Raw genomic sequence first — 19,981 nt, 5'->3', positions numbered from 1 at the left:
CTGCCATGCACCCCTTGCCCGTCGTGGCGGCGCTCGCGCCGCTGATCGTCCTCACGTCGAGCGCCCCGCTACCCGATCCCGTCCCCCTCATCTCCGTCCCCGTCGCCATGCTCACGACCCCGGCTCCGGCGCCCGCTGCGGAGCAGAAGCCGAAGCCGTCGTCCTCGTACAAGAAGGCCCTGACCCGCGCCTTGAAGGACCTCCCAGGCCGGTTCGCGGTGACGGCTCATGACCTGTCCACCGGGCGGTCCTACTCCTACAACCGCGGGCTCAGGACGGCGACGGCCAGCATCGTCAAGGTGGACATCGTGATGGCGCTGCTGCTCAGGGCCCAGCGCCAGCGCCGCGGCCTCAGCGCCTGGGAACGGCGTGCCGCCGCGCGAGCCATCAAGGTCAGCGACAACACCGCCGCCTCCACGCTGTGGTCGGCCATCGGCGGCGCGTCCGGGCTGGCCGCCGCCAACAAGAAGTTCGGCCTGCGCGACACGCGCCCCGGACCGGGCGGGGCGTGGGGAGCGACCGCCACCAGCGCCGCCGACCAGGTCCGCCTGCTGACCGCGCTCACCTCGCCCAAGAGCCCGCTGTCGGCGAAGAACCGCAGGTACGTGCTCGGGCTGATGGCCGGCGTGACGGCCGAGCAGGCGTGGGGCATCAGCGCGTCCGGGCGCGAGGGCGCGGACGTCGCGCTCAAGAACGGCTGGCTGCCGCACCCACGGCACGGAGGGCTGTGGACGGTCAACAGCATCGGGCGGGTACGGGATCGCGGACATACGTACCTGATCGCGGTGATCTCGGAGCGGCACGGTTCGATGGGCGCGGGCGTCAAGGCGGTGGAGCGGGTGAGCCGGCTCGTCACCAAGGCCATGTCCCGGGCGGCTTCGTAGGCGGTGGGGCCGCCCTCATGCGGGATAGGTGTGGGTCTCGGTGGCCTTGACGGAGGCCCACACCTGCTGGCCGGGCGTCAGGTCGAGGTCGGCCAGGGCGGCGGGGGTGATGTCGGCGAAGGCGGTGATCGGGCCGTCGAGGTGCACGCGGACGTTGTCGCCGTGACGTTCGATGCCGTCGATGCGGGCCTGCCAGACGTTGCGGGGGCTGCCGTCCGGCCGGGTGCGGTAAAGGGCAACGGCCGCCGGCGGGAACGCGACGAACACCGCCCCCTCCAGGCGGTCCGACGTGGTGATCACCAGGTCGCCCACCTTGACCCGGGGCCCGTCGGCCGTCCCTCGGTACAGGTTGAGTCCCACCAGGCGGGCGACATAGTCGGTACGCGGCCGGCGGGATACCTCGCCCGGGGCGCCTTCCTGCACCACGGCGCCGTTCTCGATGACGATCAGCCGATCGGCCAGCACCATGGCATCGAGCGGATCGTGGGTGACCAGGACCGTGGCGCCGTCGAAGTCCGCCAGATGGCGGCGTAGCTGGGAGCGCACCTCCAGCCGGGTGTGGGCGTCCAGCGCGGCCAGCGGCTCGTCCAGCAGCAGCAGGCGTGGCCGTACGGCCAGCGCGCGGGCCAGGGCGACGCGCTGGGCCTGGCCGCCGGACAGGTGCCGGGGTTTGGCGGCGGCGTGGGCCGACAGGCCGACGTGCTCCAGCAGGGCGGCAGCGGTGCGGCGGGCCTCGCTCTTGGAGGCGCCCTGGCAGCGCGGCCCGAAGGCGACGTTGTCCAGGGCGGACAGGTGCGGGAAGAGCAGGTAGTCCTGGAAGACCATGCCGATCGGGCGTTGCTCGGCGGCCAGGTCGTGCACGGGGTCGCCGTCCAGGACCACATGTCCGCCGGTCATGGCGGTCAGGCCGGCCAGGGCGCGCAGTGCGGTGGTCTTGCCCGCGCCGTTGGGGCCGAGCAGCGCCACCACCTCCCCGGCGGCGACCTCCAGGGCGAGGTCGAGGGCGAAGGCGGGCCGGGTGACCACCAGGTGAGCGTCGAGGGTCATGGGCTGTTCACCCACCGGTCGCGCAGGCTGGCCAGGATGATCACCGAAACGGCCAGCAGGACGAGGCTGAGCACGATCGCCGCCTCAGGGTCGGTCTCCAGCGCCAGATAGACCGCCAGCGGCATCGTCCGCGTCGTGCCGGGGAAGTTGCCCGCGAACGTGATCGTGGCGCCGAACTCGCCCAGCGCCCGAGCCCAGCACAGCACCGCCCCGGCCACCACGCCCGGCATGATGAGCGGCAGGGTGACGCGGCGGAAGACGACCCAGCGCGAGGCCCCGAGCGTCGCGGCGGCCTCCTCGAAGCGCTGGTCGGCGCCGCGCAACGCGCCCTCGACGCTGATCACGAGGAACGGCATCGCCACGAACGCCTCGGCCACGACGACCCCCGCCGTGGTGAAGGGCAACGTGACCCCGAACGTGGACTCCAGCCACTGCCCGAGCAGGCCGCGCCGCCCCAGCACCAGCAGCAGCGCCACACCGCCGACCACCGGGGGCAGCACCAGCGGGACGGTCACCAGAGCCCGCACCACCCGCCGGCCGGGGAAGTCGACCCGGGCCAGCAGCCAGGCCAGCGGCACGCCGAGCAGCAGGCACAGCGTGGTGGCGATGGTGGCGCACACCAGTGACAGCCGCAGCGCCTCCAGCACGTGCGGCTCGGCCAGCCGCTGCGGCAGCGTGGACCAGGGAGCGCGGATCAGCAGCCCGGCCAGCGGCAGCACCAGGAACGCCAGCCCGAGCAGCGCGGGCAGCACCAGCATCCAGGGCAGGCGGCCGGACCTCTGACGGGGGGCCGCCGAACGTCCGGCGGCCCTGTCCGGATCGGTGCGCTCAGGAGTGACCATGCGGATCAGGGCGCCTCGAAGCCGCTCTTGACCAGCACGTCCTTGCCCTGCTGCGACAGGACCAGGTCCACGAACTGCCGTGCCAGGTCACCGGCGGGCGCCTTGGTCAGCGCGGCGATCGGGTAGTCGTTGATCGCCTGGTCGGCTTCGGGGAAGTCGATGCCCTTCGCCTTGCCCGCCGAGGCGATCACGTCGGTCTTGTAGACCAGCGCCGCGTCCACCTCGCCCAGCTCGACCTTGGTCAGCGTGGCCTTGACGTCCTGCTCCAAGGTAACGGGGGTGACCTTGAGCCCGGCCGCGCCCAACGCCTTGATCGCAGCGGCCCCGCACGGCACCTGTTCGGCGCACAGCGCCACCTTCACCCTCGGGTCGGCCAGATCCTTCAGCTCGTCCACCTTGCCCGGGTTGTCCGCGGGCACGGCGATCTGCAGCTTGTTACGCACGAAAGTGGTCGGCGAGCTCGCCAGCCCGGCGTCGGTCACCGTCTTCATGGTGGCCGGGCTCGCGGCGGCGAAGACGTCGGCCGGCGCGCCCTGGGTGATCTGCTGGGCCAGAGTCGCGCTGGAGCCGAAGTTGAACCTCACCGTCGTGCCCGGATGAGCGGCCTCGAAGGCCTTGCCGAGCTCGGTGAACGTACCGGTCAGCGACGCCGCGGCGAACACCGTCACCTCCTTGGCCCCGCCCCCGGCAGAGGACGCCGACGTGCCGGCCGACTGGCCGGAGCCGCAGCCGGACAGCCCCGCGACCACAAGCGCGACGGGAAGGGCGAGAACCCATCGGGAAAGACGCCTGGACACCAAGAGCTCCTTCATGGGCTGCCGGCCACGCGTTCCTGACCGGGAGTCTCGACGACGACGTTGGTGGACTTGATCACGGCGACCGCCACCACCCCCGCCTCCAGGCCGAGCTCGTCGGCAGCCTGGCGGCTCATCAGCGACACCACCCGGAACGGCCCCGCGGCGATCTCCACCTGCGCCATCACCGCATCGCGGATCACCTCGGTGACGATCCCGCGAAAACGGTTGCGCGCCGAGGAACGACCGCCGTCGGGCGCCTCGACCTGGGTGCGGGCGAACGCGGCCAGGTCCGCACCGTTCACCTGCCGATGACCGTGCTCGTCCCGCTCGGCCGTCAACCGTCCGGCATCCACCCAGCGGCGGACGGTGTCGGAACTCACCCCCAGGAGCGCGGCGGCCTCGCTGATCCGAAACGTCGTCACAACCGACACCATACCCCTCGCACTTGCCAGCCTGAAGGCCCTTCTTCCGCCGCAACAGCAGTGCGGTTCGGCCTTCTGCCATGGCATCCACGAGACGGCAGGGAACGCTCCGCGAGCTGCGTGAATCCCACCATAAAAAGACACAGCTCCGCCCCAGGTCAGAGAGGCGGAGAGTGACGAGTCGGCCTGTAGGCCGGGTTTTGTCCTTCGTGCGAAGGGGCGACCATCCATCTAGGACCGCCGTTGCCGGCGGCCTCAAGCGGTCTACCCGCGCGGCTCGGGCGGGCCGCCCTCGAACGTCGCGCGCAGAACGCTCCGGAGAGCGTCCCTTCTTGACCTTGCTCCAGGTGGGGTTTACCTAGCCGCCCACGTCACCGTGGGCGCTGGTGGTCTCTTACACCACCCTTTCACCCTTACCTCCCGTGGACCGGGAGGCGGTCTGCTTTCTGTGGCACTGTCCCGCGGGTCACCCCGGGTCGGCGTTACCGACCACCCTGCCCTGTGGAGCCCGGACCTTCCTCGGCGAGCCCTCGCGGGCTCGACGCGGTCGCCCGGCCGACTCGTCTATCGAACACTATCAAGTCCCAAGCGGTTCCCAACTCAGCCGCAAGATCGCCGCGCTGGAATGGGGCATGTCATCGCCCGAGGGGGGCGATGCGCCGGCGGCCGTGCCGGGTGCTCCTGGCGGAACCCGGCACGGCCCCGACACCTCAGCGCAGGTGCGAGGTGTCGTTGAACGACTTCACCACGGCCGGGCCGTCCGCGTAGTACTCGATCAGCGACAGGCACGCCAGGTCGAGGTGCATCCGGTAAATCGACTCCAGCGGGGCCATGAGGGCGAGCCTCAGGAGCATCTTGATGGGGGTCACGTGCGAGACCGCCAGAACGGTCTTGCCCTCGTATCGCTCAACCAGCCGCTCCCCCGCCGCCTGGACGCGGCGTGCGGCCGTGGCGAAGCTCTCCCCGCCGGGCGGGGCGGTGGCCGGGTCGGCGAGCCAGGCGGCGAGCTCGGCCGGCCACTTCCGCTGGACCTCGGTGAACGTGTGGCCCTCCCAGGCGCCGAAGTCGGCCTCCCTGAGGTCCTCGACCACCTCGACGTCGACACCGGTCCGCCCGGCGACGGCGGCCGCGGTCTGACGGGCGCGCTTGAGCGGGGAGGTGACGATCACATCCGGCCGGTACGGCTCCCGCGACAGCCGGTCGGCGGCGGCCGACGCCTGCGCGAGGCCGTTGGGCGTGAGCTCGGGGTCGCCCAGGCCGGAGAACCGGCGTTCCAGGGACAGCTCGGTCTCACCGTGCCTGAGGAGGAGCAGCGAGGTGGCTACGCGGGTGGGCGGAGCCCAGCCGGTGCCGGTGCCGGTGGGTTTGACGCGCTGCTGGGCCGCGGCGACGGAGGCGGCTGGGGCGGATAGTTCGGAAATGTCGCCGGCGTCGAGGAGATCCGTCCGGCGGGTGGCCGGGGTGCGCACCCCCTCCTGCGCGTGGAGGTCGGTGGTGCCGCCGGCCTTCCAGGTCAGGCCCTTGGCGGCGGCGTCCATGGCCTCGTTGGCCAGGCGGTCGGCGTGCTTGTTGCGTTCGCGCGGGATCCAGGTCCACTCCGTGACCCGCAGCCGCCGGGCCAGCGCCGCCGCTTCCTGCGCGAGCGGGCGCAGCCCTTCGTTCTTGATCTTCCAGCGGCCCGCCATCTGCTCGATGACCAGCTTCGAGTCCATCCGCACGGCCACCTGCGCGCCCTCGCCGCCCAGGCGGAGCACGGCCTCGAGGCCGGCGATCAGCCCGCGGTATTCGGCGACGTTGTTGGTGGTGACGCCGATGGCCTCGGCCGACTCCGTCAGCACCTGGCCGTCCGCGGCGTCCGTGACGACCGCGCCGTAGCCGGCGGGGCCGGGATTGCCGCGCGAGCCGCCGTCGGCCTCGATGACGTAGTGCGTCACAGCCCGGACTCTGCCGTCCGTACGAGGATGCGGCGGCACTCGTCGCAGCGCAGCACCTCGTCATGGGGTGCGGCCTTGATGCGGTTCATCTCGGCGATGGACAGGGCCACCTTGCAGCCCTGGCACCGGCCGCCGTGCAGCATGGCGGCACCCACGCCGTATTGGTCCCTGAGCTTCACGTAGAGCGCCATCAGGTCGGCGGGGATGTCGCCGGCGACGGCGGAGCGGCGGCCCTGGACCTCGGCCGCCTCCTTGTCGATCTCCTTGAGCGCGGCGTCACGCCGGCCCTCGGCGGCGGACACGGCGGCGGCCACCTCGTCGCGCTGCGCCACCAGGTCGGTCGCCTTGGTGTCCGCAGCCTCGCGGCGCTCCATGATCTCCAAGACGATCTCCTCCAGATCGCCCTGGCGCTTCTGCAGCGAGGCGATCTCGGACTGGAGGCTCGCCAGGTCACGCGGGGACGTCACGGCGCCGGAGTCCAGGCGCTTCTGGTCACGGTCGGCGCGCGTGCGCACGGCGTCGACGTCACTCTCCGCCTTGGTCTGCTCGCGGGCCAGGTCGCCGGCCTCGGTCTGGGCCTCGATGACCTGCGTGGCGAGCCTGGCATACTGCTTCGACCGCTCATCGATCTCGGCCAGCTCGGGAAGGGTGCGGCGGCGGTGGGCCAGCCGGTCAATCACGGAGTCGAGCTCTGCCAGGTCGAGCAGTCTCTTCTGGGCTTCAGGGGCTGCTTTCATGATCAATATCCTCTTGTCCAAGCATCGGTGACCGTGGCGGAGACACGTGTTTCAACGTTAACGCCACTGGCGTGCAGGATGGACGCCGCGCTGTCGAGCCACGGCCACTCGGTCGCCCAGTGCGCGGCGTCGATCAGCGCAGGCCCGCCCGCCTCGATGAACTCGCTCGACGGGTGGTGGCGCAGGTCGGCCGTGAGGAAGACGTCGACCCCGGCGGCCGCGGCCGTGCCGAGGAGCGAGTCGCCCGCGCCGCCGCTGACCGCCACCCGCCGCACCGTCCTGGACAGATCGCCGGCCGCGCGGACCCCCCACGAGGTGTGCGGCAGCCCCTTGGCGGCCTGGGCCGCGAACTCGCCCAGCGTCGCCGGCTCCGGCAGCTCCCCTATGCGGCCCAGCCCGCGCCAGGGGTCGTCGGGGAAGGGCTGGAGCGGCACCAGGTCGCCGGTCAGCCCGACGGCTCTGGCCAACGCGTCCGACACGCCGGGGTTGGCGACGTCGGCGTTGGTGTGGGCGGTGTAGAGGGCGACGTCGTTCTTGATCAGAGTGTGGACGAGCCGGCCCTTTGGGGTCGTCGCGGCGACGCTCGTGGTGCCGCGCAGGTAGAGGGGATGGTGAGTGACGATCAGGTCGGCGCTCCACTCCAGGGCCTCTTCGGCCACGACCGCGACCGGATCGACCGCGAACAACACCCGCCGCACCTCCTGGGCCGGATCCCCGCAGACCAGCCCCACCGCGTCCCACGACTCGGCCCGGGCGGGCGGATAGGCCGCCTCGAGCACCTCGATCACATCCGTCAACGTCACAGCAGCCACCTGCGCAGACTATCGGCACGCGGGAGGGGTTCGTGGGGCTCTGCAGGGGGTGTCGCCGGTACGGGGTTCGGCATACGGTAAGTGGATACTGACACGCGGAGGACGGCATGGCACCAAACGTCGCGATCGTCGGAGCGGGATTCGGCGGACTGTGCATGGCGATCCAGCTCGAACGGGCCGGGATCCACTCCTACACCGTGTTCGAGAAGGCAGGGGACCTCGGCGGCACCTGGCGTGACAACAGTTATCCGGGTGCGGGCTGCGACATTCCCTCGCATTTGTATTCCTACTCGTTCGAGAAGTACACGAGCTGGACCCGCCGCTACCCGGCGCAGCCCGAAATTCTCGGATATCTAGAGCATTGCGCCGATAAGTACGACGTCAGGCGAAAAATCCGCTTCGGGACCGCGGTCCGCCGGGCCGCCTTCCACGACTCCCAGTGGCGGCTCACCACCGCCTCAGGCGCCGGCGAGGAGCGTACGGAGGCGTTCGACGTGATGGTCATGGGCGTCGGGCAGCTCAACCGCCCCCGTCTGCCGGACATTGCGGGATTGCCGGACTTCGCGGGCGTCTCCTTCCACTCCGCCCGCTGGAACCACGACCACGACCTCACCGGCAGGCGCGTCGCCGTGATCGGGAACGGATCGTCGGCGGCCCAGTTCATCCCGCGGATCGCCGAGCAGGTCGAGCGGCTGCACGTCTTCCAGCGCACCCCCAACTGGGTGATCCCCAAGCCGGACGCCACGTTCGGACCTCTGGCCACACGTGCGTTCCGCTTCGTCCCCGGCCTCCAGCGGGCCTACCGCGAGTGGATCTACCGGTACGCCGAGGCCACCCTCTACCCCGCGCTCGCCCAGGGCTGGAGCGCCGGACTGCTGAAGAAGCGGGCGCTGCGGCACCTGCGCGACCAGGTGCCCGACCCGGACCTGCGGGCCAAGCTCACGCCCGACTACCCGCCCGGCTGCAAGCGGGTCGTCATCGACAGCACCTTCTATCCGGCGCTGACGAGGGACAACGTCGACGTGGTCACCGACAAGATCGTCCGGATCGCGCCGGAGGGCGTCGAGACCACGGAGGGCCTGCGCGAAGTCGACACGATCGTGTACGCGACCGGCTTCCAGAGCACCGAGTTCCTGGCCCCGATGGAGATCACCGGGCGCGGCGGCCGGTCGCTGCGGGAGCAGTGGACCGGCGGGGCGGAGGCGTACCTGGGCATCTCCGTGCCGAACTTCCCCAACATGTTCCTGCTCTACGGCCCGAACACGAACCTCGGGCACAGCTCCATCATCTTCATGATCGAATGCCAGGTGCGCCACATCATGTCGTGCCTGCCGCACGTGTCGGCGCACGGACCGATCGAGGTGCGGCCCGCGGCGATGGCGGCGTGGAGCAGGCAACTCGACGCGGCGATGAGCCGGATGGTGTGGGGCGGAGGCTGTCACAGCTGGTACAGGACGCCGCAGGGCCGCGTCACGAACAACTGGCCCGGCACCACGACGCTCTACCGCAGGCTGACGGCCAAGCCGCCGCTCCCCGCCTATCAGCCGGTCGCCGCGGGCTAGATGATCAGGCGCTCAAGCCGCGGGCTATGACCGGGCCGAGCGCCCAGGGTAACGTCCAATCATGACGCTTGCCCTGCACCAGCGTGCCGTCGTGGCCGACACTCACAACGATCTGCTGATGGCCGTCTCCGCCCGCCCGCCGCAGCAGTGGGCTTCGTTCTTCCGCGAGCAATGGTTGCCCCAGCTCCTCGCGGGCGGGGTCGATCTGCAGGTCCTGCCCGTCTTCATCGACGACCAATATCGGCCGGAGGGCGCGCTGCGGCAGACGCTGCGGATGATCGAGTGCGCGCACGTGCTCGCCGAGGCCAACGCCGACCACGTCCGCATCTGCCTCCACGCCGGCGACATCGACAGAGCACTCGCCGACGGCAAGATCGCCCTGCTGCTGGCGCTGGAGAGCATGCCCGGCCTGGACGCCAACGTCGAGCTGATCTCGACCATGCACCGCCTCGGCGTGCGGGTGGCCTCCATCGCGCACTTCGGCCGCACACCACTGGCCGACGGCAGCGGCGAGGACGCCACGGGCAGCGGGCTGACCTCGCACGGCGTCGCCGCCCTGGCCGAGATGGAGCGGCTCGGCATCGTCTTCGACGTCTCCCACCTGGGCGCCTCCGGTGTCGCCCACGTCCTGGAACTAGCCACCAAGCCGGTGATGGCCACCCACTCCGCCGCCCGCGCGCTGCGCGACCACCACCGCAACCTCACCGACGAGCAACTGCGCGGGGTGGCCGCCACCGGAGGCGTGGTCTGCGTCAACTTCTTCGCCCCCTTTCTGGCCGACCGGGAGGAGGACATGACGCTCGAGCGCCTGCTCGACCACATCGAACACGTCGCCGACGTGGCCGGCATCGACCACGTGGGACTCGGCCCCGACTTCATCCGCGAGGTCATGGAGGACCTGACGCCACCGTGCTGCGAGGGCGTCTTCTCCAGAGGCGTGAACCCGAAGTCCGCGGTGCCCGGCCTGGAGGGGCCCTCCGGCCTGCCCATGGTCACCGAGGGCCTGCTCACCCGCGGCCTGCCGGAGAAGGACGTCATGAAGATCATCGGTGGGAACGTGCACCGGTTCTTCGGTGAGCGTCTGGCCTGATCGACGGCGGAGCCTCCGAACAGGCCAGGCCGCGAACGCGGCTAGACGAGCGGGCTGAGCGACCTGTTCATCACGCAGGTGTTGGAGAACACCTTGCGATACGCGATCGGCCGGCCGCGCCAGTCCCCGGACACCTCCACCTCGACCGGGAGATGGACCATCGGGCAGGCGCCGGGATTGAGGTCCAGGGCCTCGATGCGCCCGTCGACCGCGCGCAACGCGTCACACACCGCCGCCGGACGCGGGTGACCCCCTCGGTCGGGGTCGCACATGAGCCGCACCGCGTAGGCGCCGCCGCCGGCATCGGGAGTGACGGTGATGCGCAGCTTCGCGCCCGCGACGGCGCCGCCGGCGGGCAGCGCGCCGAACGGCGTGGTCAGGATCGCGGCGACGCAGATCCCGAACGCGGCCGCCCTGCGGGCGGCAGTGAGCCCGACGTTCATGAGACCTCCCTGGTCAACAGGATACTACAGAGGGTAATTGGACCACGACTGAGCGTGGATGGCCATCTTCTCGCGGCGGCACGGTCACAATGGGGGGCATGAGCAGGCAGAGCAGCGAGGAAGCGGCGGCCAAGGCCGGCGTGGTCGTCAGGGAGTTGCGGGAGATCGACGAGTTCCGCGAGGCCTACCGGCTCTTCGACCAGATCTGGCATCCGGATCCGCACAACGCGCCCGCCCCCGTGGACCTGATGATCGGGTTCGCACACACGGGCAACTACGTGGCCGGCGCCTTCGACGGGAGCACGCTCGTCGGCGCGTCCGTCGGGTTCATGGCCGCCGGGCAGGCGTTGCACTCGCACGTGACCGGCGCCCTCATGGGCCGGGGCATCGGCTACGCGTTGAAGCTGCACCAGCGGGACTGGTGCCTGGAGCACGGGCTGAAGAAGATCACATGGACGTTCGACCCGCTCGTACGGAGAAACGCCCGGTTCAACCTCGTCAAGCTGGGCGCCATGCCGAAGACGTACCTGGAGGACTTCTACGGGGCGATGGCGGATGCGATCAACGAGGGTGACGCCTCCGACCGGCTGCTCGCGGTGTGGCAGGTGGCCCAGGACGATCACGGCCCGGGTGACCTCCAGGTCGAGACCCTGCCCGTCCTGCTGGACTGCGAGGGTGAGCGGCCCGTCGTAAGAGGGGTGCAGGGGGACGTGGTTCTGGTGGGGACGCCGCACGACATCGAGGCATTGCGGCGGGCGAATCCGGCTGCCGCGAGGGAGTGGCGGACGGCGGTGCGAACCGTGCTCGGCGGCCTGATGGGCGGGGGTGGACGCGTGGTGGGATTCACCGACCGCGGAGAGTACATAGTGGTGGTTAACTAGCTATTCCACCAGTGTTTCGGGTCTCTGTAATGTGACGGATAGGTAAGTCGAACAAGGAGATCCGCATGGCGGAGTTCACCCCCACTGTTCCTGCGCGCGTCCTGCCCCCCGTCACCCTTCGCGACCTGCCCGACCCGCCCTCCTCGAAGTGGCGCATCATCGGCCCCGGTCTGGTGGGAGCCGGGGTGGGGCTGGCGTCGGGCGAATTCATCCTCTGGCCTTACATCGCCTCCCAGGTCGGGCTCATCTTCGTCTGGGGAGCCGCGATCGGCATCATCACCCAGTGGTTCCTCAACATGGAGATCGAGCGCTACACGCTGGCCACCGGCGAGACCGCGCTGACCGGTTTCAGCCGGATGTGGCGGCACTGGGGACTCGTCTTCGTGCTGATGACACTCGCTTCCAACCTGTGGCCGGGATGGGTGACCAGCTCGGCGACCATGGTGACCTACCTGACCGGCTCCAACGCGAGCAGCGTCCGGTGGATCGCCATCGGCATGCTCATCGTGATCGCGCTCGGGCTGACACTGGCGCCGGTGATCTACACGGCGCTGGAACGGGTGATCTTCGTGAAGATCGGACTGGTCGCGACGCTGATCGTGGTCGCGACCATTTTCGCGATCAACGCCGACAGCTGGGTCGAGCTCGGCAAGGGGCTCACCGTCGGGGCCAGGTTCCCGGTGCCGCCACTGGACTTCGCGCTGCTGATGGGCGCCATCGCGTACGCCGGCGCGGGCGGCGGCCAGAACCTGTGCCAGAGCAACTGGATCCGTGACAAGGGCTTCGGCATGGGCGCGTACGTGCCACGCCTGGTCAGCCCCGTGACCGGGCAGGAGGAAGCGGCCGCGTCGACCGGGTTCCAGTTCGCGCCCACCAAGGAGAACCTGGCGCGGTGGCGGCAGTGGTGGCGCTTCGCGAACGTCGAGCAGGCGTGGACCTTCGCGATGGTGTCGTTCGTGACGATCGCGCTCATGTCGATGCTGGCCTACTCCACCGTCTTCGGCAAGGAAGGGCTGGCCAACAGCATCGGCTTCCTGAAGGTCGAGGGCGAGGCGCTGCAGAGCCTCGTCGGTCCCTGGTTCGGGGTGCTGTTCTGGCTGATCGGGGCGCTGGCCCTGTTCGCCTCGGCCATGGGCATCGTCGACTACACCTCGCGGCTGGCCTCCGACACGATCAAGACGGTCTACCTGCGCGACAAGCCGGCGTCCGTGAACACGATCTACTTCTACACCGTCTGGGCGATGGTGCTGATCGGCATCGGGATCCTGCTGCTGGGCTTCGACCAGCCGCTGATCCTGCTGGTGTTCTCGGCGTCCTTCGCGGCCGTGATGATGTTCGTGTACTCGATCCTGCTGATCATCCTCAACCGGCGGGCGCTGCCCGACGCCATCAAGGTGCGCTCGTTCCGGCTGGGGGCGCTGATCTGGTCGGTGGCCTTCTTCGGCACGCTGACCGTGATCGTCGGCATCCAGCAGGCGCAGCGGTTGTTCGGCGGGTCGTGACGGTTCGCTGACCCGCGGGCGTATTGTGGTCAGATGATCAATGGAGCGCATCTGATCATCTACAGCCGGGACGCGGATGCCGATCGCACGTTCCTCCGCGACGTGCTCGGCTATCCGAACGTCGACGCGGGCGGCGGCTGGCTGATCTTCAAGCTGCCGCCCGCCGAGGTCGCCGTGCATCCCGCGGACACGGCCGAGACCCATGAGCTCTACCTGATGTGCGACGACCTGGAGCGCACGATGGAGGAGCTCCGGGCCAAGGGGGTGGAGTTCGCCGATCCGGTCAGCGACCAGGGGTGGGGACTGCTCACGGCGATCACGCTGCCCGGAGGCGGGCGGCTCGGGCTGTACGAGCCACGCCACCAGACGGCCCACGATCTGAGCTGACGAGCTCTGCGAATGCGGAAGGAATCTTTCCGCATGAGCAGGCAGACTGGGTGCCATGCTGGAAACCTCGGCCCGCCTGCTCAAACTGCTCTCCCTCCTCCAAGCGCACCGCGAGTGGTCCGGCCCCGCGTTGTCGGCCAAGCTCGGGGTTTCGACCAGGACGATCCGCAACGACATCGAGCGGCTGCGCTCGCTGGGATACCCGGTGCACGCCACGCCAGGCGTCGCGGGCGGCTACCGCCTGGGCGCGGGGGCCGCGCTGCCGCCACTGCTGCTCGACGACGAGGAGGCCGTGGCGGTCGCGGTCGGGCTCGGCAGGGCGGCGGGCGGCGGCGTCGAGGGCATCGAGGAGGCCTCGCTCCGCGCTCTCGCCAAGCTGGAGCAGGTGCTGCCGAACCGGCTGCGCCGCCGGGTGAACGCGCTCAACACCTACACCGTGCAGATCGCCCGCAGCGGCCCGTCGGTGCACCCTGAGGTGCTGACCACGATCGCGAACGCGGCCCGCGACCACGAGCGGCTGCGTTTCGACTACACGGGCCACGACGGCGAGACCACCATGCGCAACGTCGACCCCTACCGTCTGGTGCACCGGCGCGGCCGCTGGTATCTCGTGGGATACGACGTCGAGCGGCGGGACTGGCGGACGTTCCGGGTGGACCGGGTGTTCCTTCGCACCCCGGGCGGGCCCCGGTTCATCCCCCGCGAGCTGCCGGAGAACGGCGACGTGGCGGCGTACGTGGAGAAAGGCGTCAACACGGCCATGTGGCGTTACCGCGGCACCGTGCTGGTGCACGCCCCGGCCGACCAGCTCACCGCGCTGCCGCTCGGGCTGGAGGTGGAGCCGGTCGACGACTCGTCCTGCCTGCTCAAGCTGGGCGGTGACGACCTGAACGGCATGGCCGTGTGGATCGGGTTCATCGGCGTGGACTTCGAGGTGCTCGACCCGCCGGAGCTGGCCGAGCACGTGCTGCGGCTGTCGGAGCGCTACAGGCGGGCGGTCAGCGGCCGGTAAGACCTGTCGACCCGCTCCTATCCGGGCGACGGCGGGCGGCCGGCGTTCTCCGCGAGGTAGTCGGCGCGCACCTTCGAGCGGGACAGCTTGCCGGTGGGCGTGCGCGGCAGCCGCGGGCGGTATTCGACCACCTTCGGGTGCTTGAACCTGGCGATGCGTGGCCCGCAGTGCTCCAGCAGCTCGGCGGTGAGCTCGGGCCCCGGCTCGACGCCTTCGGCGGGCTGCACGAGCGCGACCACGTTGTGGCCCCACTCCTCGTCGGGCACCCCGATGACGGCCACGTCGGCCACCGCGGGGTGCTCGAGCAGGGCCGCCTCGATCTCGGCGGGGTAGATGTTCACCCCGCCGGAGACGATCAGGTCCGTGCGCCGGTCGCACAGGAACAGGTAGCCGTCCGCGTCCAGGTAGCCGATGTCGCCTGGGGCGTACCACTCCCCGCGCATGCTGGCGGCCGTCTTCGCCGGGTCCTTGCGGTATTCGAACGTGCCCAGGCTGGACTTGACGTAGATCATGCCGGGCTCACCGGGTGGGAGCTCCTCGCCCGACTCGTCGAGGATCCTGACCTCGAACGTGGGCGCGGGACGGCCCACGGTGCCCGGCCTGGCCAGCCACTCCTGGGGCTTGACGGCGAACGCGATCGTCGACTCGGTCGAGCCGTAGTACTCGTAGAGCACCGGCCCCCACCAGTCCATGATCCGCTGCTTGACCGCGACCGGGCAGGCGGCGGCAGTGTGGATCACCTGACGCAGGCTGGACACGTCGTACTTGCTCCGGACGTCCTCCGGCAGCTGCAGCATGCGGTGGAACATGGTCGGCACCATCATCGCGTTGGACACCCGGTGCCGCTCGATGAGCTCAAGAATGGTCACTGGGTCGAACCGCGGCGCGATCACCACGGTGTGCCCGAAGTGCAGCGCGAACTGGCTGTGCGCGCACGGCGAGGAGTGGTACATCGGCGAGGTCACCAGGTGGACCTCGTCCCCCGGCTTGAGGTCCACGACCTCGCCGAGGAACCACGTGTACAGCGGCACGATCGCCTCCGGCGGGGCGCCGGGCAGCGGCCGCTGCACGCCCTTGGGGAAGCCGGTGGTGCCGGAGGTGTACCACATGACCGCCCCGGAGGTGCGGTCCGGCGGCGCCTCCGCAGGCTGCCCCTCGGCCAGCTCCGCCGTGCCGGTCTCCTCGGTCACGACGACCTTGGCGTCGCAGTCCTGAAGGATGTACGTCACCTCGGACGGGGTCAGGTGCCAGTTGATCGGCACGTAGTAGAGGCCGATCTGTCCGGTCGCCATCAGCATGACCACCGCGTCGATCCCGTTGGGCAGCACCCCTGCCACCACGTCGCCGGTGCCGAGCCCGCGGGCTCGGAGGCCGTGCGAGACCTGGTTGACCCGGGCGAGCAGCTGCCCGTACGTGGTGTGCGTGCCGTCGGCGTCGATCACGGCGAGGCGGTCGGGGTCGGCGGCGGCGATGGCGTAGAAGCCAGGAGTCTCGTCCATCACAGCTCCAGCAGCTCGGCCAGACGGGCGCGGTGGATACGGGGCGGGCCCATCAGCACTTCGTCGGCCTTGGCCCGTTTGTAGAACAGGTGTGCGTCGTGCTCCCAGGTGAAGCCGATGCCGCCGTGCAGCAGCAGGTGGTCGCGGGCCACCTCGAAGCAGGCGCGGCCGACGTACGCCTGGGCGAGCGCGGCGGCGCCGGGCAGCTCGGCGGGTGACTCGTCGGCCGCCCAGGCCGCGTACCTGACGATGGACTCGGCCTGTTCGAGCTTGCAGTGCATGTCGGCGAGCTTGTGCTTGACGCCCTGATAAGAGCCGATATAGCGGCCGAAGGCGACGCGGATCTTGGCGTACGCGACGATGGCGTCCAGCGCCGCCCGCATCACACCGAGCTGCTCGGCCGCCAGCGCCACGCACAGCCGGTCGCCGATACCGGTCTCCGGCGGCGGCCCGAGCACCCGGCACGGCGCGCCGTCCATGACCACCTCGGCCTGGCCGCGCGTGATGTCGAGCGTCTCCAGAGCGGTCCTGGTGACGCCGGGCCCGGCCAGGTCCACGGCGACCATCACGGTGCCGTCGGCACTTCGCGCGGGCGCCACCAGCACGTCGGCCTCCATGCCGCTGAGGACCTGAGTCAGCCTCCCGCGCACGCCAACGCCGTCGTAGGCGATCTCGTCACCGGATAGCGTGGCCGCGATCCGGCCCTCGGCGATGCCGGTCAGCAGTTCTTTGTCGGGCACCCTGGTCAGGGCGATCGCCGCGAACGTGGTGGCGAGGAACGGTCCGGGCAGCAGGGCCGCGCCGGTCTCCTCCAGCGCGACGGCCAGCTCGGTCAGGCCCGCGCCGGCGCCGCCGTATTCCTCGGGAATGATCAGGCCGGACAGGCCGAGCTCGCCGTTGAGCCGGGTGTACACCTGCGGATCGTAGCCCTGGCGGACCTTGGGCAGCGGCGAGGCCGCGCGCAGGAAGGACCGCACGGACTCGCGCAGTTGCTGCTGCTCCTGGCTGAGTGTGAGCTTCACGCCTGCGTCCCCACCTTCAGGTCCTTGAACGGCACGGTCTTGTCCACGCGGGGCTCGGGCGGCAGGCCGAGCACCCGGTCGCCCACGATGTTGCGCATGATCTCGTTGGTGCCGCCGCCCAGGGCCATGCCCGGAGCGAGGGAGATCGCCTGGGCGAGCGGGTGATCGGCCAGCACCGACTCGGGCCCGACCAGTTGCGTGGCGAGGTCGGCCTGGAACAGCGTCAGCTCGGCCAGCAGCAGCTTGGCCGCGCTGCCACGGGCGCCGGGGAAGAGCCCTGCCTCGGTCTCCTGGGCCAGGCGCTGGTTGAACAGCGCGAGCGCGCGGCTGCGGATGTGCAGCTCGACGAGCTGGTCGCGGACCAGGGGATCGCTGGTGTCCACGGCCTGGCGCAGCGCTTCGAGCGAGGCCGGGTTGTCCTTCTGCCCGCCCATGCCGACGCCGGCCGAGATCGACAGCCGCTCGTGCAGCAGGGTCGTGACGGCCACGCTCCAGCCGTCGTCAACCTCGCCCACGCGATTTTCATCCGGGATCGTGACATTGTCGAAGAAGATTTCATTGAAATTGGCTCTGCCCGACATGTCCTTGAGCGGCCTGACCGTCACGCCCGGGTGGTGCATGTCCACCACGAACATGGTGAGCCCCTTGTGCTTGGGCACGTCCACGTCGGTGCGGGCGAGCAGCAGGCCCCAGTCGGCGTGGTGGGCGACGGAGGTCCACACCTTCTGGCCGTTGACGACCCACTGGTCTCCGTCGCGGACCGCCCTGGTCTGCAGGCTGGCCACGTCGCTGCCCGCGCCCGGTTCGGAGAACAGCTGGCACCAGATCTCCTCGCCGCGCAGCAGCGGCCTGAGGAAACGCTCGCGTTGCGCGTCGGTGCCCCGGTCCACCAGCGTCGGGCCGGTCATGCCGAGGCCGATCGAGAAGACGTACGTGGGGAGGGTGAAGTCGCGTGCCTCGACGGCGAACGCGCGCTCCTCCGCCTGCGTCAGTCCCTGGCCGCCCCAGCGTTTCGGCCAGGTGATGCCCGAATAACCGGCGTCGTAGAGCTTGGCCATGAACTGCTTGGCCCGCGCGATGCCGTCCCCTTCAGCGGATTCGTCCGTCGGGGTGTTGTCCTGGAGCCAGGCCCTGGCGGCGCGCCGATACTCAGCAAGGTCCACGTCGCCTCCTTGGTATCAGTGTCCACTTACTCTAATCAGACGACCACAACACGCATAGAGCAGTGTTCTGTCCGCTTCACCCGACTGGACGCCGCACGCAACCGCGACGCCCGATTCGTGCTGCGAATGCCGACCAGAAAGGACTGACGGTGCCCAAGAACGGGTAATGAAAGGTTTTCGATGGTGTCACTACCATGATCACCGTGAAAGCCAGAAGGAGGAGCGGACCAGCCGCAACAGAGGCGCTCGACGCCCGGTTTGTCCCACAAACAGCAATGATCAGACGCAAGAGTTACTCGCAGTGACATCAGGTTTCAGCCGATTGAGGCGTGAGGATCTTCTCAAGACGGCCTGCGAGGTGATCGCGGAGCAAGGCTTCGGCCATACCAGGACCATCGACATCGCCAGAGCCGCCGGCGTCAGCCAGGCCTTGCTTTTCTACCATTTCGAGAACAAGGAAGGGCTGTTCGCGCAGGCCTTCACGTACGCGGCCCGCCTTCACATGACCGCGCTCGACGACGTCGAACACTCCACGGGCACCCCGCTCGAACGGCTGGTCTCCCTGCTCAGGCTCTGCTCCCCCGCCATCCCCACGGAGGGCTGGCGACTGTGGATCGACGCGTGGGCGGAGGCGATGCGCAGCCCGGAACTGGAGGAGATCTCACGGCGCATCGACACGCGGGGCCGCCTGCTGCTGCGCGCGATCATCGAGGCCGGGGTCGAGCGCGGCGAGTTCGACTGCCCGGACCCCGACGGGGCGGCGTGGCGGATCTCCGCGCTCATCGACGGGTTCGCGATTCAGACCCACGTGCATCCCAAGGCGCTGTCGCGGCGCCGGGTCAACTTGCTCATCCGCGAGGCCGCGGCGAACGAGCTGGGGGTGTCGCCGGAAAAGCTGTGACACCACTCTTCCCGAGTTATTGGACACTTCGTACAATTACTTGGCGAGGAGAGGAGTGCGCGTGATGACACCTGCACCGAGCTCTACCACCGCGCGGGAGCGCGACGAGCGGGTCGCGAGCCGCAGCGCCTACGAAGCGGTCATCGAACGCCTCTCGAAGGCGTCGGTCGACAAACACTGGGAGCCGTACCGGGACATCCCGTGGGACGACCCGGAGTTCCTGGTGGACCCCGCCGACCCGCGGTGGGAGCTGCCCGAGGTGGACAAGCTGGGCGGCCATCCCTGGTATCGCAGCCGTCCCCCCGAGGTGCGTGCCACGATCGGACTGTGGCGGGTGGCCACCGCCATGAAGGTCGGGCTGCAGTTCGAAAACCTGCTCAAGCGCGGCCTGCTCAACTACGCCTACCGGCTGCCGAACGGGTCGCCGGAGTTCCGGTACGTCTACCACGAGACCATCGAAGAGGGACATCACGGGATGATGTTCCAGGAGTTCGTGAACCGTACCGGTCTGCCGATCCGCGGCATGCCCGGGCCGCTGTCGGCGGTCGCCCAGGTCGCGCCATGGATCCCGCTGATCTCGACCGAGCTGTTCTTCGTGTTCGTGCTCGGCGGCGAGGACCCGATCGACCACGTGCAGCGCAAGGTCCTGAAGGACGGGCGGGCGCACCACCCGCTCGAAGAGACGATCATGCGCATCCACATCGCGGAGGAGGCCAGGCACATCTCCTTCGCCCGGCACTACCTGCGTAACCGGGTGCCCCGGATGCCCGCCTATCGGCGTCTCATGCTCGGCGTCGCCGCGCCGATCGTCCTCGGGGTGATGGCCCGCATCATGCTGTCGCCTCCGATGGCGATGATCAGGCACTTCAGGATCCCCTCGAACGTGGTGTCCGAGGTCTACCTGCGCAACGCGGCCGCCAAGGACGAGATCCGCGACTCGGTCGGCAAGACGCGGGAGCTGTGCGCCGAGCTCGGGCTGGTCAACGCCGTCACCCGGCGGATCTGGCGGGCCATGGGCATCTGGGCGGACCCGCGCTGACCGGC

Annotated in this window: 20 protein-coding genes and 1 other RNA gene; 9 read left to right on the top strand and 12 right to left on the bottom strand. The window is 69.9% G+C overall.

All coding sequences use genetic code 11. The annotated features are described in order from the left end of the window. Positions 1 to 5: 5 nt before the first annotated feature. Complete coding sequence (locus Q9G87_RS42735; RefSeq protein ID WP_305922334.1) at positions 6 to 884, top strand: serine hydrolase; 879 nt, start codon at positions 6 to 8, stop codon at positions 882 to 884. Between the two features lie 15 nt (positions 885 to 899). Here the strand turns inward: Q9G87_RS42735 and Q9G87_RS42730 are convergent, their stop codons facing one another. The 8 genes from Q9G87_RS42730 to Q9G87_RS42695 all read right to left on the bottom strand — a co-directional run bounded on the left by Q9G87_RS42730 (position 900) and on the right by Q9G87_RS42695 (position 7,466). Then, the gene (locus tag Q9G87_RS42730) at positions 900 to 1,931 is read right to left on the bottom strand and encodes an ABC transporter ATP-binding protein (protein ID WP_305922333.1); all 1,032 of its coding nucleotides are present in this window, start codon (positions 1,929 to 1,931) and stop codon (positions 900 to 902) included. After that, on the bottom strand, positions 1,928 to 2,773 hold the full coding sequence (locus Q9G87_RS42725; protein WP_305922332.1) for an ABC transporter permease: 846 nt from the start codon (positions 2,771 to 2,773) through the stop codon (positions 1,928 to 1,930). Before Q9G87_RS42725 ends, Q9G87_RS42730 begins: the two co-directional genes overlap by 4 nt. 5 nt (positions 2,774 to 2,778) lie before the next feature. Continuing rightward, positions 2,779 to 3,570 carry a molybdate ABC transporter substrate-binding protein gene (gene modA / locus Q9G87_RS42720; protein ID WP_371825913.1) on the bottom strand — a complete coding sequence of 264 codons (792 nt, stop codon included), beginning with the start codon at positions 3,568 to 3,570 and terminating at the stop codon, positions 2,779 to 2,781. An 11-nt stretch (positions 3,571 to 3,581) separates the two neighbouring features. After that, positions 3,582 to 3,992 (bottom strand): TOBE domain-containing protein, encoded by a 411-nt coding sequence (locus tag Q9G87_RS42715; RefSeq protein ID WP_305922331.1) that lies wholly within the window; start codon positions 3,990 to 3,992, stop codon positions 3,582 to 3,584. Between the two features lie 173 nt (positions 3,993 to 4,165). After that, an RNA gene (gene rnpB, locus Q9G87_RS42710) (RNase P RNA component class A) lies at positions 4,166 to 4,555 on the bottom strand. A 147-nt stretch (positions 4,556 to 4,702) separates the two neighbouring features. Continuing rightward, a complete protein-coding gene (locus Q9G87_RS42705; protein ID WP_305922330.1) occupies positions 4,703 to 5,926 on the bottom strand; it encodes a bifunctional RNase H/acid phosphatase in 1,224 nt (407 codons plus the stop codon). After that, the gene (locus tag Q9G87_RS42700) at positions 5,923 to 6,663 is read right to left on the bottom strand and encodes a zinc ribbon domain-containing protein (RefSeq protein WP_305922329.1); all 741 of its coding nucleotides are present in this window, start codon (positions 6,661 to 6,663) and stop codon (positions 5,923 to 5,925) included. Before Q9G87_RS42700 ends, Q9G87_RS42705 begins: the two co-directional genes overlap by 4 nt. Positions 6,664 to 6,665: 2 nt before the next feature. Further along, entirely contained in the window at positions 6,666 to 7,466 is an 801-nt protein-coding gene (locus Q9G87_RS42695; RefSeq protein WP_305922328.1) for a Nif3-like dinuclear metal center hexameric protein, read from the bottom strand. A gap of 116 nt (positions 7,467 to 7,582) precedes the next feature. Here Q9G87_RS42695 and Q9G87_RS42690 point away from each other — a divergent pair, with 116 nt between their 5' ends. Then, the gene (locus Q9G87_RS42690) at positions 7,583 to 9,037 is read left to right on the top strand and encodes a flavin-containing monooxygenase (protein WP_305922327.1); all 1,455 of its coding nucleotides are present in this window, start codon (positions 7,583 to 7,585) and stop codon (positions 9,035 to 9,037) included. Between the two features lie 61 nt (positions 9,038 to 9,098). After that, positions 9,099 to 10,127 carry a dipeptidase gene (locus Q9G87_RS42685; RefSeq protein ID WP_305922326.1) on the top strand — a complete coding sequence of 343 codons (1,029 nt, stop codon included), beginning with the start codon at positions 9,099 to 9,101 and terminating at the stop codon, positions 10,125 to 10,127. 41 nt (positions 10,128 to 10,168) lie between these two features. Here the strand turns inward: Q9G87_RS42685 and Q9G87_RS42680 are convergent, their stop codons facing one another. Next, positions 10,169 to 10,570 carry an SSI family serine proteinase inhibitor gene (locus Q9G87_RS42680; RefSeq protein ID WP_305922325.1) on the bottom strand — a complete coding sequence of 134 codons (402 nt, stop codon included), beginning with the start codon at positions 10,568 to 10,570 and terminating at the stop codon, positions 10,169 to 10,171. Between the two features lie 98 nt (positions 10,571 to 10,668). Here Q9G87_RS42680 and Q9G87_RS42675 point away from each other — a divergent pair, with 98 nt between their 5' ends. The 4 genes from Q9G87_RS42675 to Q9G87_RS42660 all read left to right on the top strand — a co-directional run bounded on the left by Q9G87_RS42675 (position 10,669) and on the right by Q9G87_RS42660 (position 14,352). Next, on the top strand, positions 10,669 to 11,451 hold the full coding sequence (locus tag Q9G87_RS42675) for a GNAT family N-acetyltransferase (RefSeq protein ID WP_305922324.1): 783 nt from the start codon (positions 10,669 to 10,671) through the stop codon (positions 11,449 to 11,451). A gap of 65 nt (positions 11,452 to 11,516) precedes the next feature. Further along, positions 11,517 to 12,953: an Nramp family divalent metal transporter gene (locus tag Q9G87_RS42670; protein ID WP_305922323.1), complete on the top strand. Its 1,437-nt coding sequence runs from the start codon at positions 11,517 to 11,519 to the stop codon at positions 12,951 to 12,953. 33 nt (positions 12,954 to 12,986) lie between these two features. Continuing rightward, positions 12,987 to 13,340: a VOC family protein gene (locus Q9G87_RS42665; RefSeq protein ID WP_305922322.1), complete on the top strand. Its 354-nt coding sequence runs from the start codon at positions 12,987 to 12,989 to the stop codon at positions 13,338 to 13,340. A 55-nt stretch (positions 13,341 to 13,395) separates the two neighbouring features. Then, on the top strand, positions 13,396 to 14,352 hold the full coding sequence (locus tag Q9G87_RS42660) for a helix-turn-helix transcriptional regulator (RefSeq protein WP_305922321.1): 957 nt from the start codon (positions 13,396 to 13,398) through the stop codon (positions 14,350 to 14,352). A 17-nt stretch (positions 14,353 to 14,369) separates the two neighbouring features. Here Q9G87_RS42660 and Q9G87_RS42655 read toward each other — a convergent pair whose 3' ends face one another. The 3 genes from Q9G87_RS42655 to Q9G87_RS42645 are packed head-to-tail and all read right to left on the bottom strand — an operon-like array spanning position 14,370 to position 18,036. Beyond that, complete coding sequence (locus Q9G87_RS42655; RefSeq protein WP_305922320.1) at positions 14,370 to 15,851, bottom strand: AMP-binding protein; 1,482 nt, start codon at positions 15,849 to 15,851, stop codon at positions 14,370 to 14,372. Further along, positions 15,851 to 16,873, bottom strand: a complete 1,023-nt coding sequence (locus Q9G87_RS42650) for an acyl-CoA dehydrogenase family protein (RefSeq protein ID WP_305922319.1) — start codon at positions 16,871 to 16,873, stop codon at positions 15,851 to 15,853. Before Q9G87_RS42650 ends, Q9G87_RS42655 begins: the two co-directional genes overlap by 1 nt. Beyond that, positions 16,870 to 18,036 carry an acyl-CoA dehydrogenase family protein gene (locus Q9G87_RS42645; RefSeq protein ID WP_305922318.1) on the bottom strand — a complete coding sequence of 389 codons (1,167 nt, stop codon included), beginning with the start codon at positions 18,034 to 18,036 and terminating at the stop codon, positions 16,870 to 16,872. Before Q9G87_RS42645 ends, Q9G87_RS42650 begins: the two co-directional genes overlap by 4 nt. Before the next feature lie 322 nt (positions 18,037 to 18,358). On the opposite strand from Q9G87_RS42645, the gene Q9G87_RS42640 reads away from it, so the two are divergent. After that, complete coding sequence (locus tag Q9G87_RS42640; RefSeq protein WP_305922317.1) at positions 18,359 to 18,937, top strand: TetR/AcrR family transcriptional regulator; 579 nt, start codon at positions 18,359 to 18,361, stop codon at positions 18,935 to 18,937. Positions 18,938 to 19,001: 64 nt separating this feature from the next. Continuing rightward, entirely contained in the window at positions 19,002 to 19,976 is a 975-nt protein-coding gene (locus Q9G87_RS42635) for an AurF N-oxygenase family protein (protein ID WP_305922316.1), read from the top strand. The last annotated feature ends 5 nt before the right edge of the window (positions 19,977 to 19,981 follow it).

This window comes from Nonomuraea turcica (assembly GCF_030718205.1).
Classification (GTDB): domain Bacteria; phylum Actinomycetota; class Actinomycetes; order Streptosporangiales; family Streptosporangiaceae; genus Nonomuraea.
This window is presented reverse-complemented; position numbering and strand designations above follow the sequence as displayed.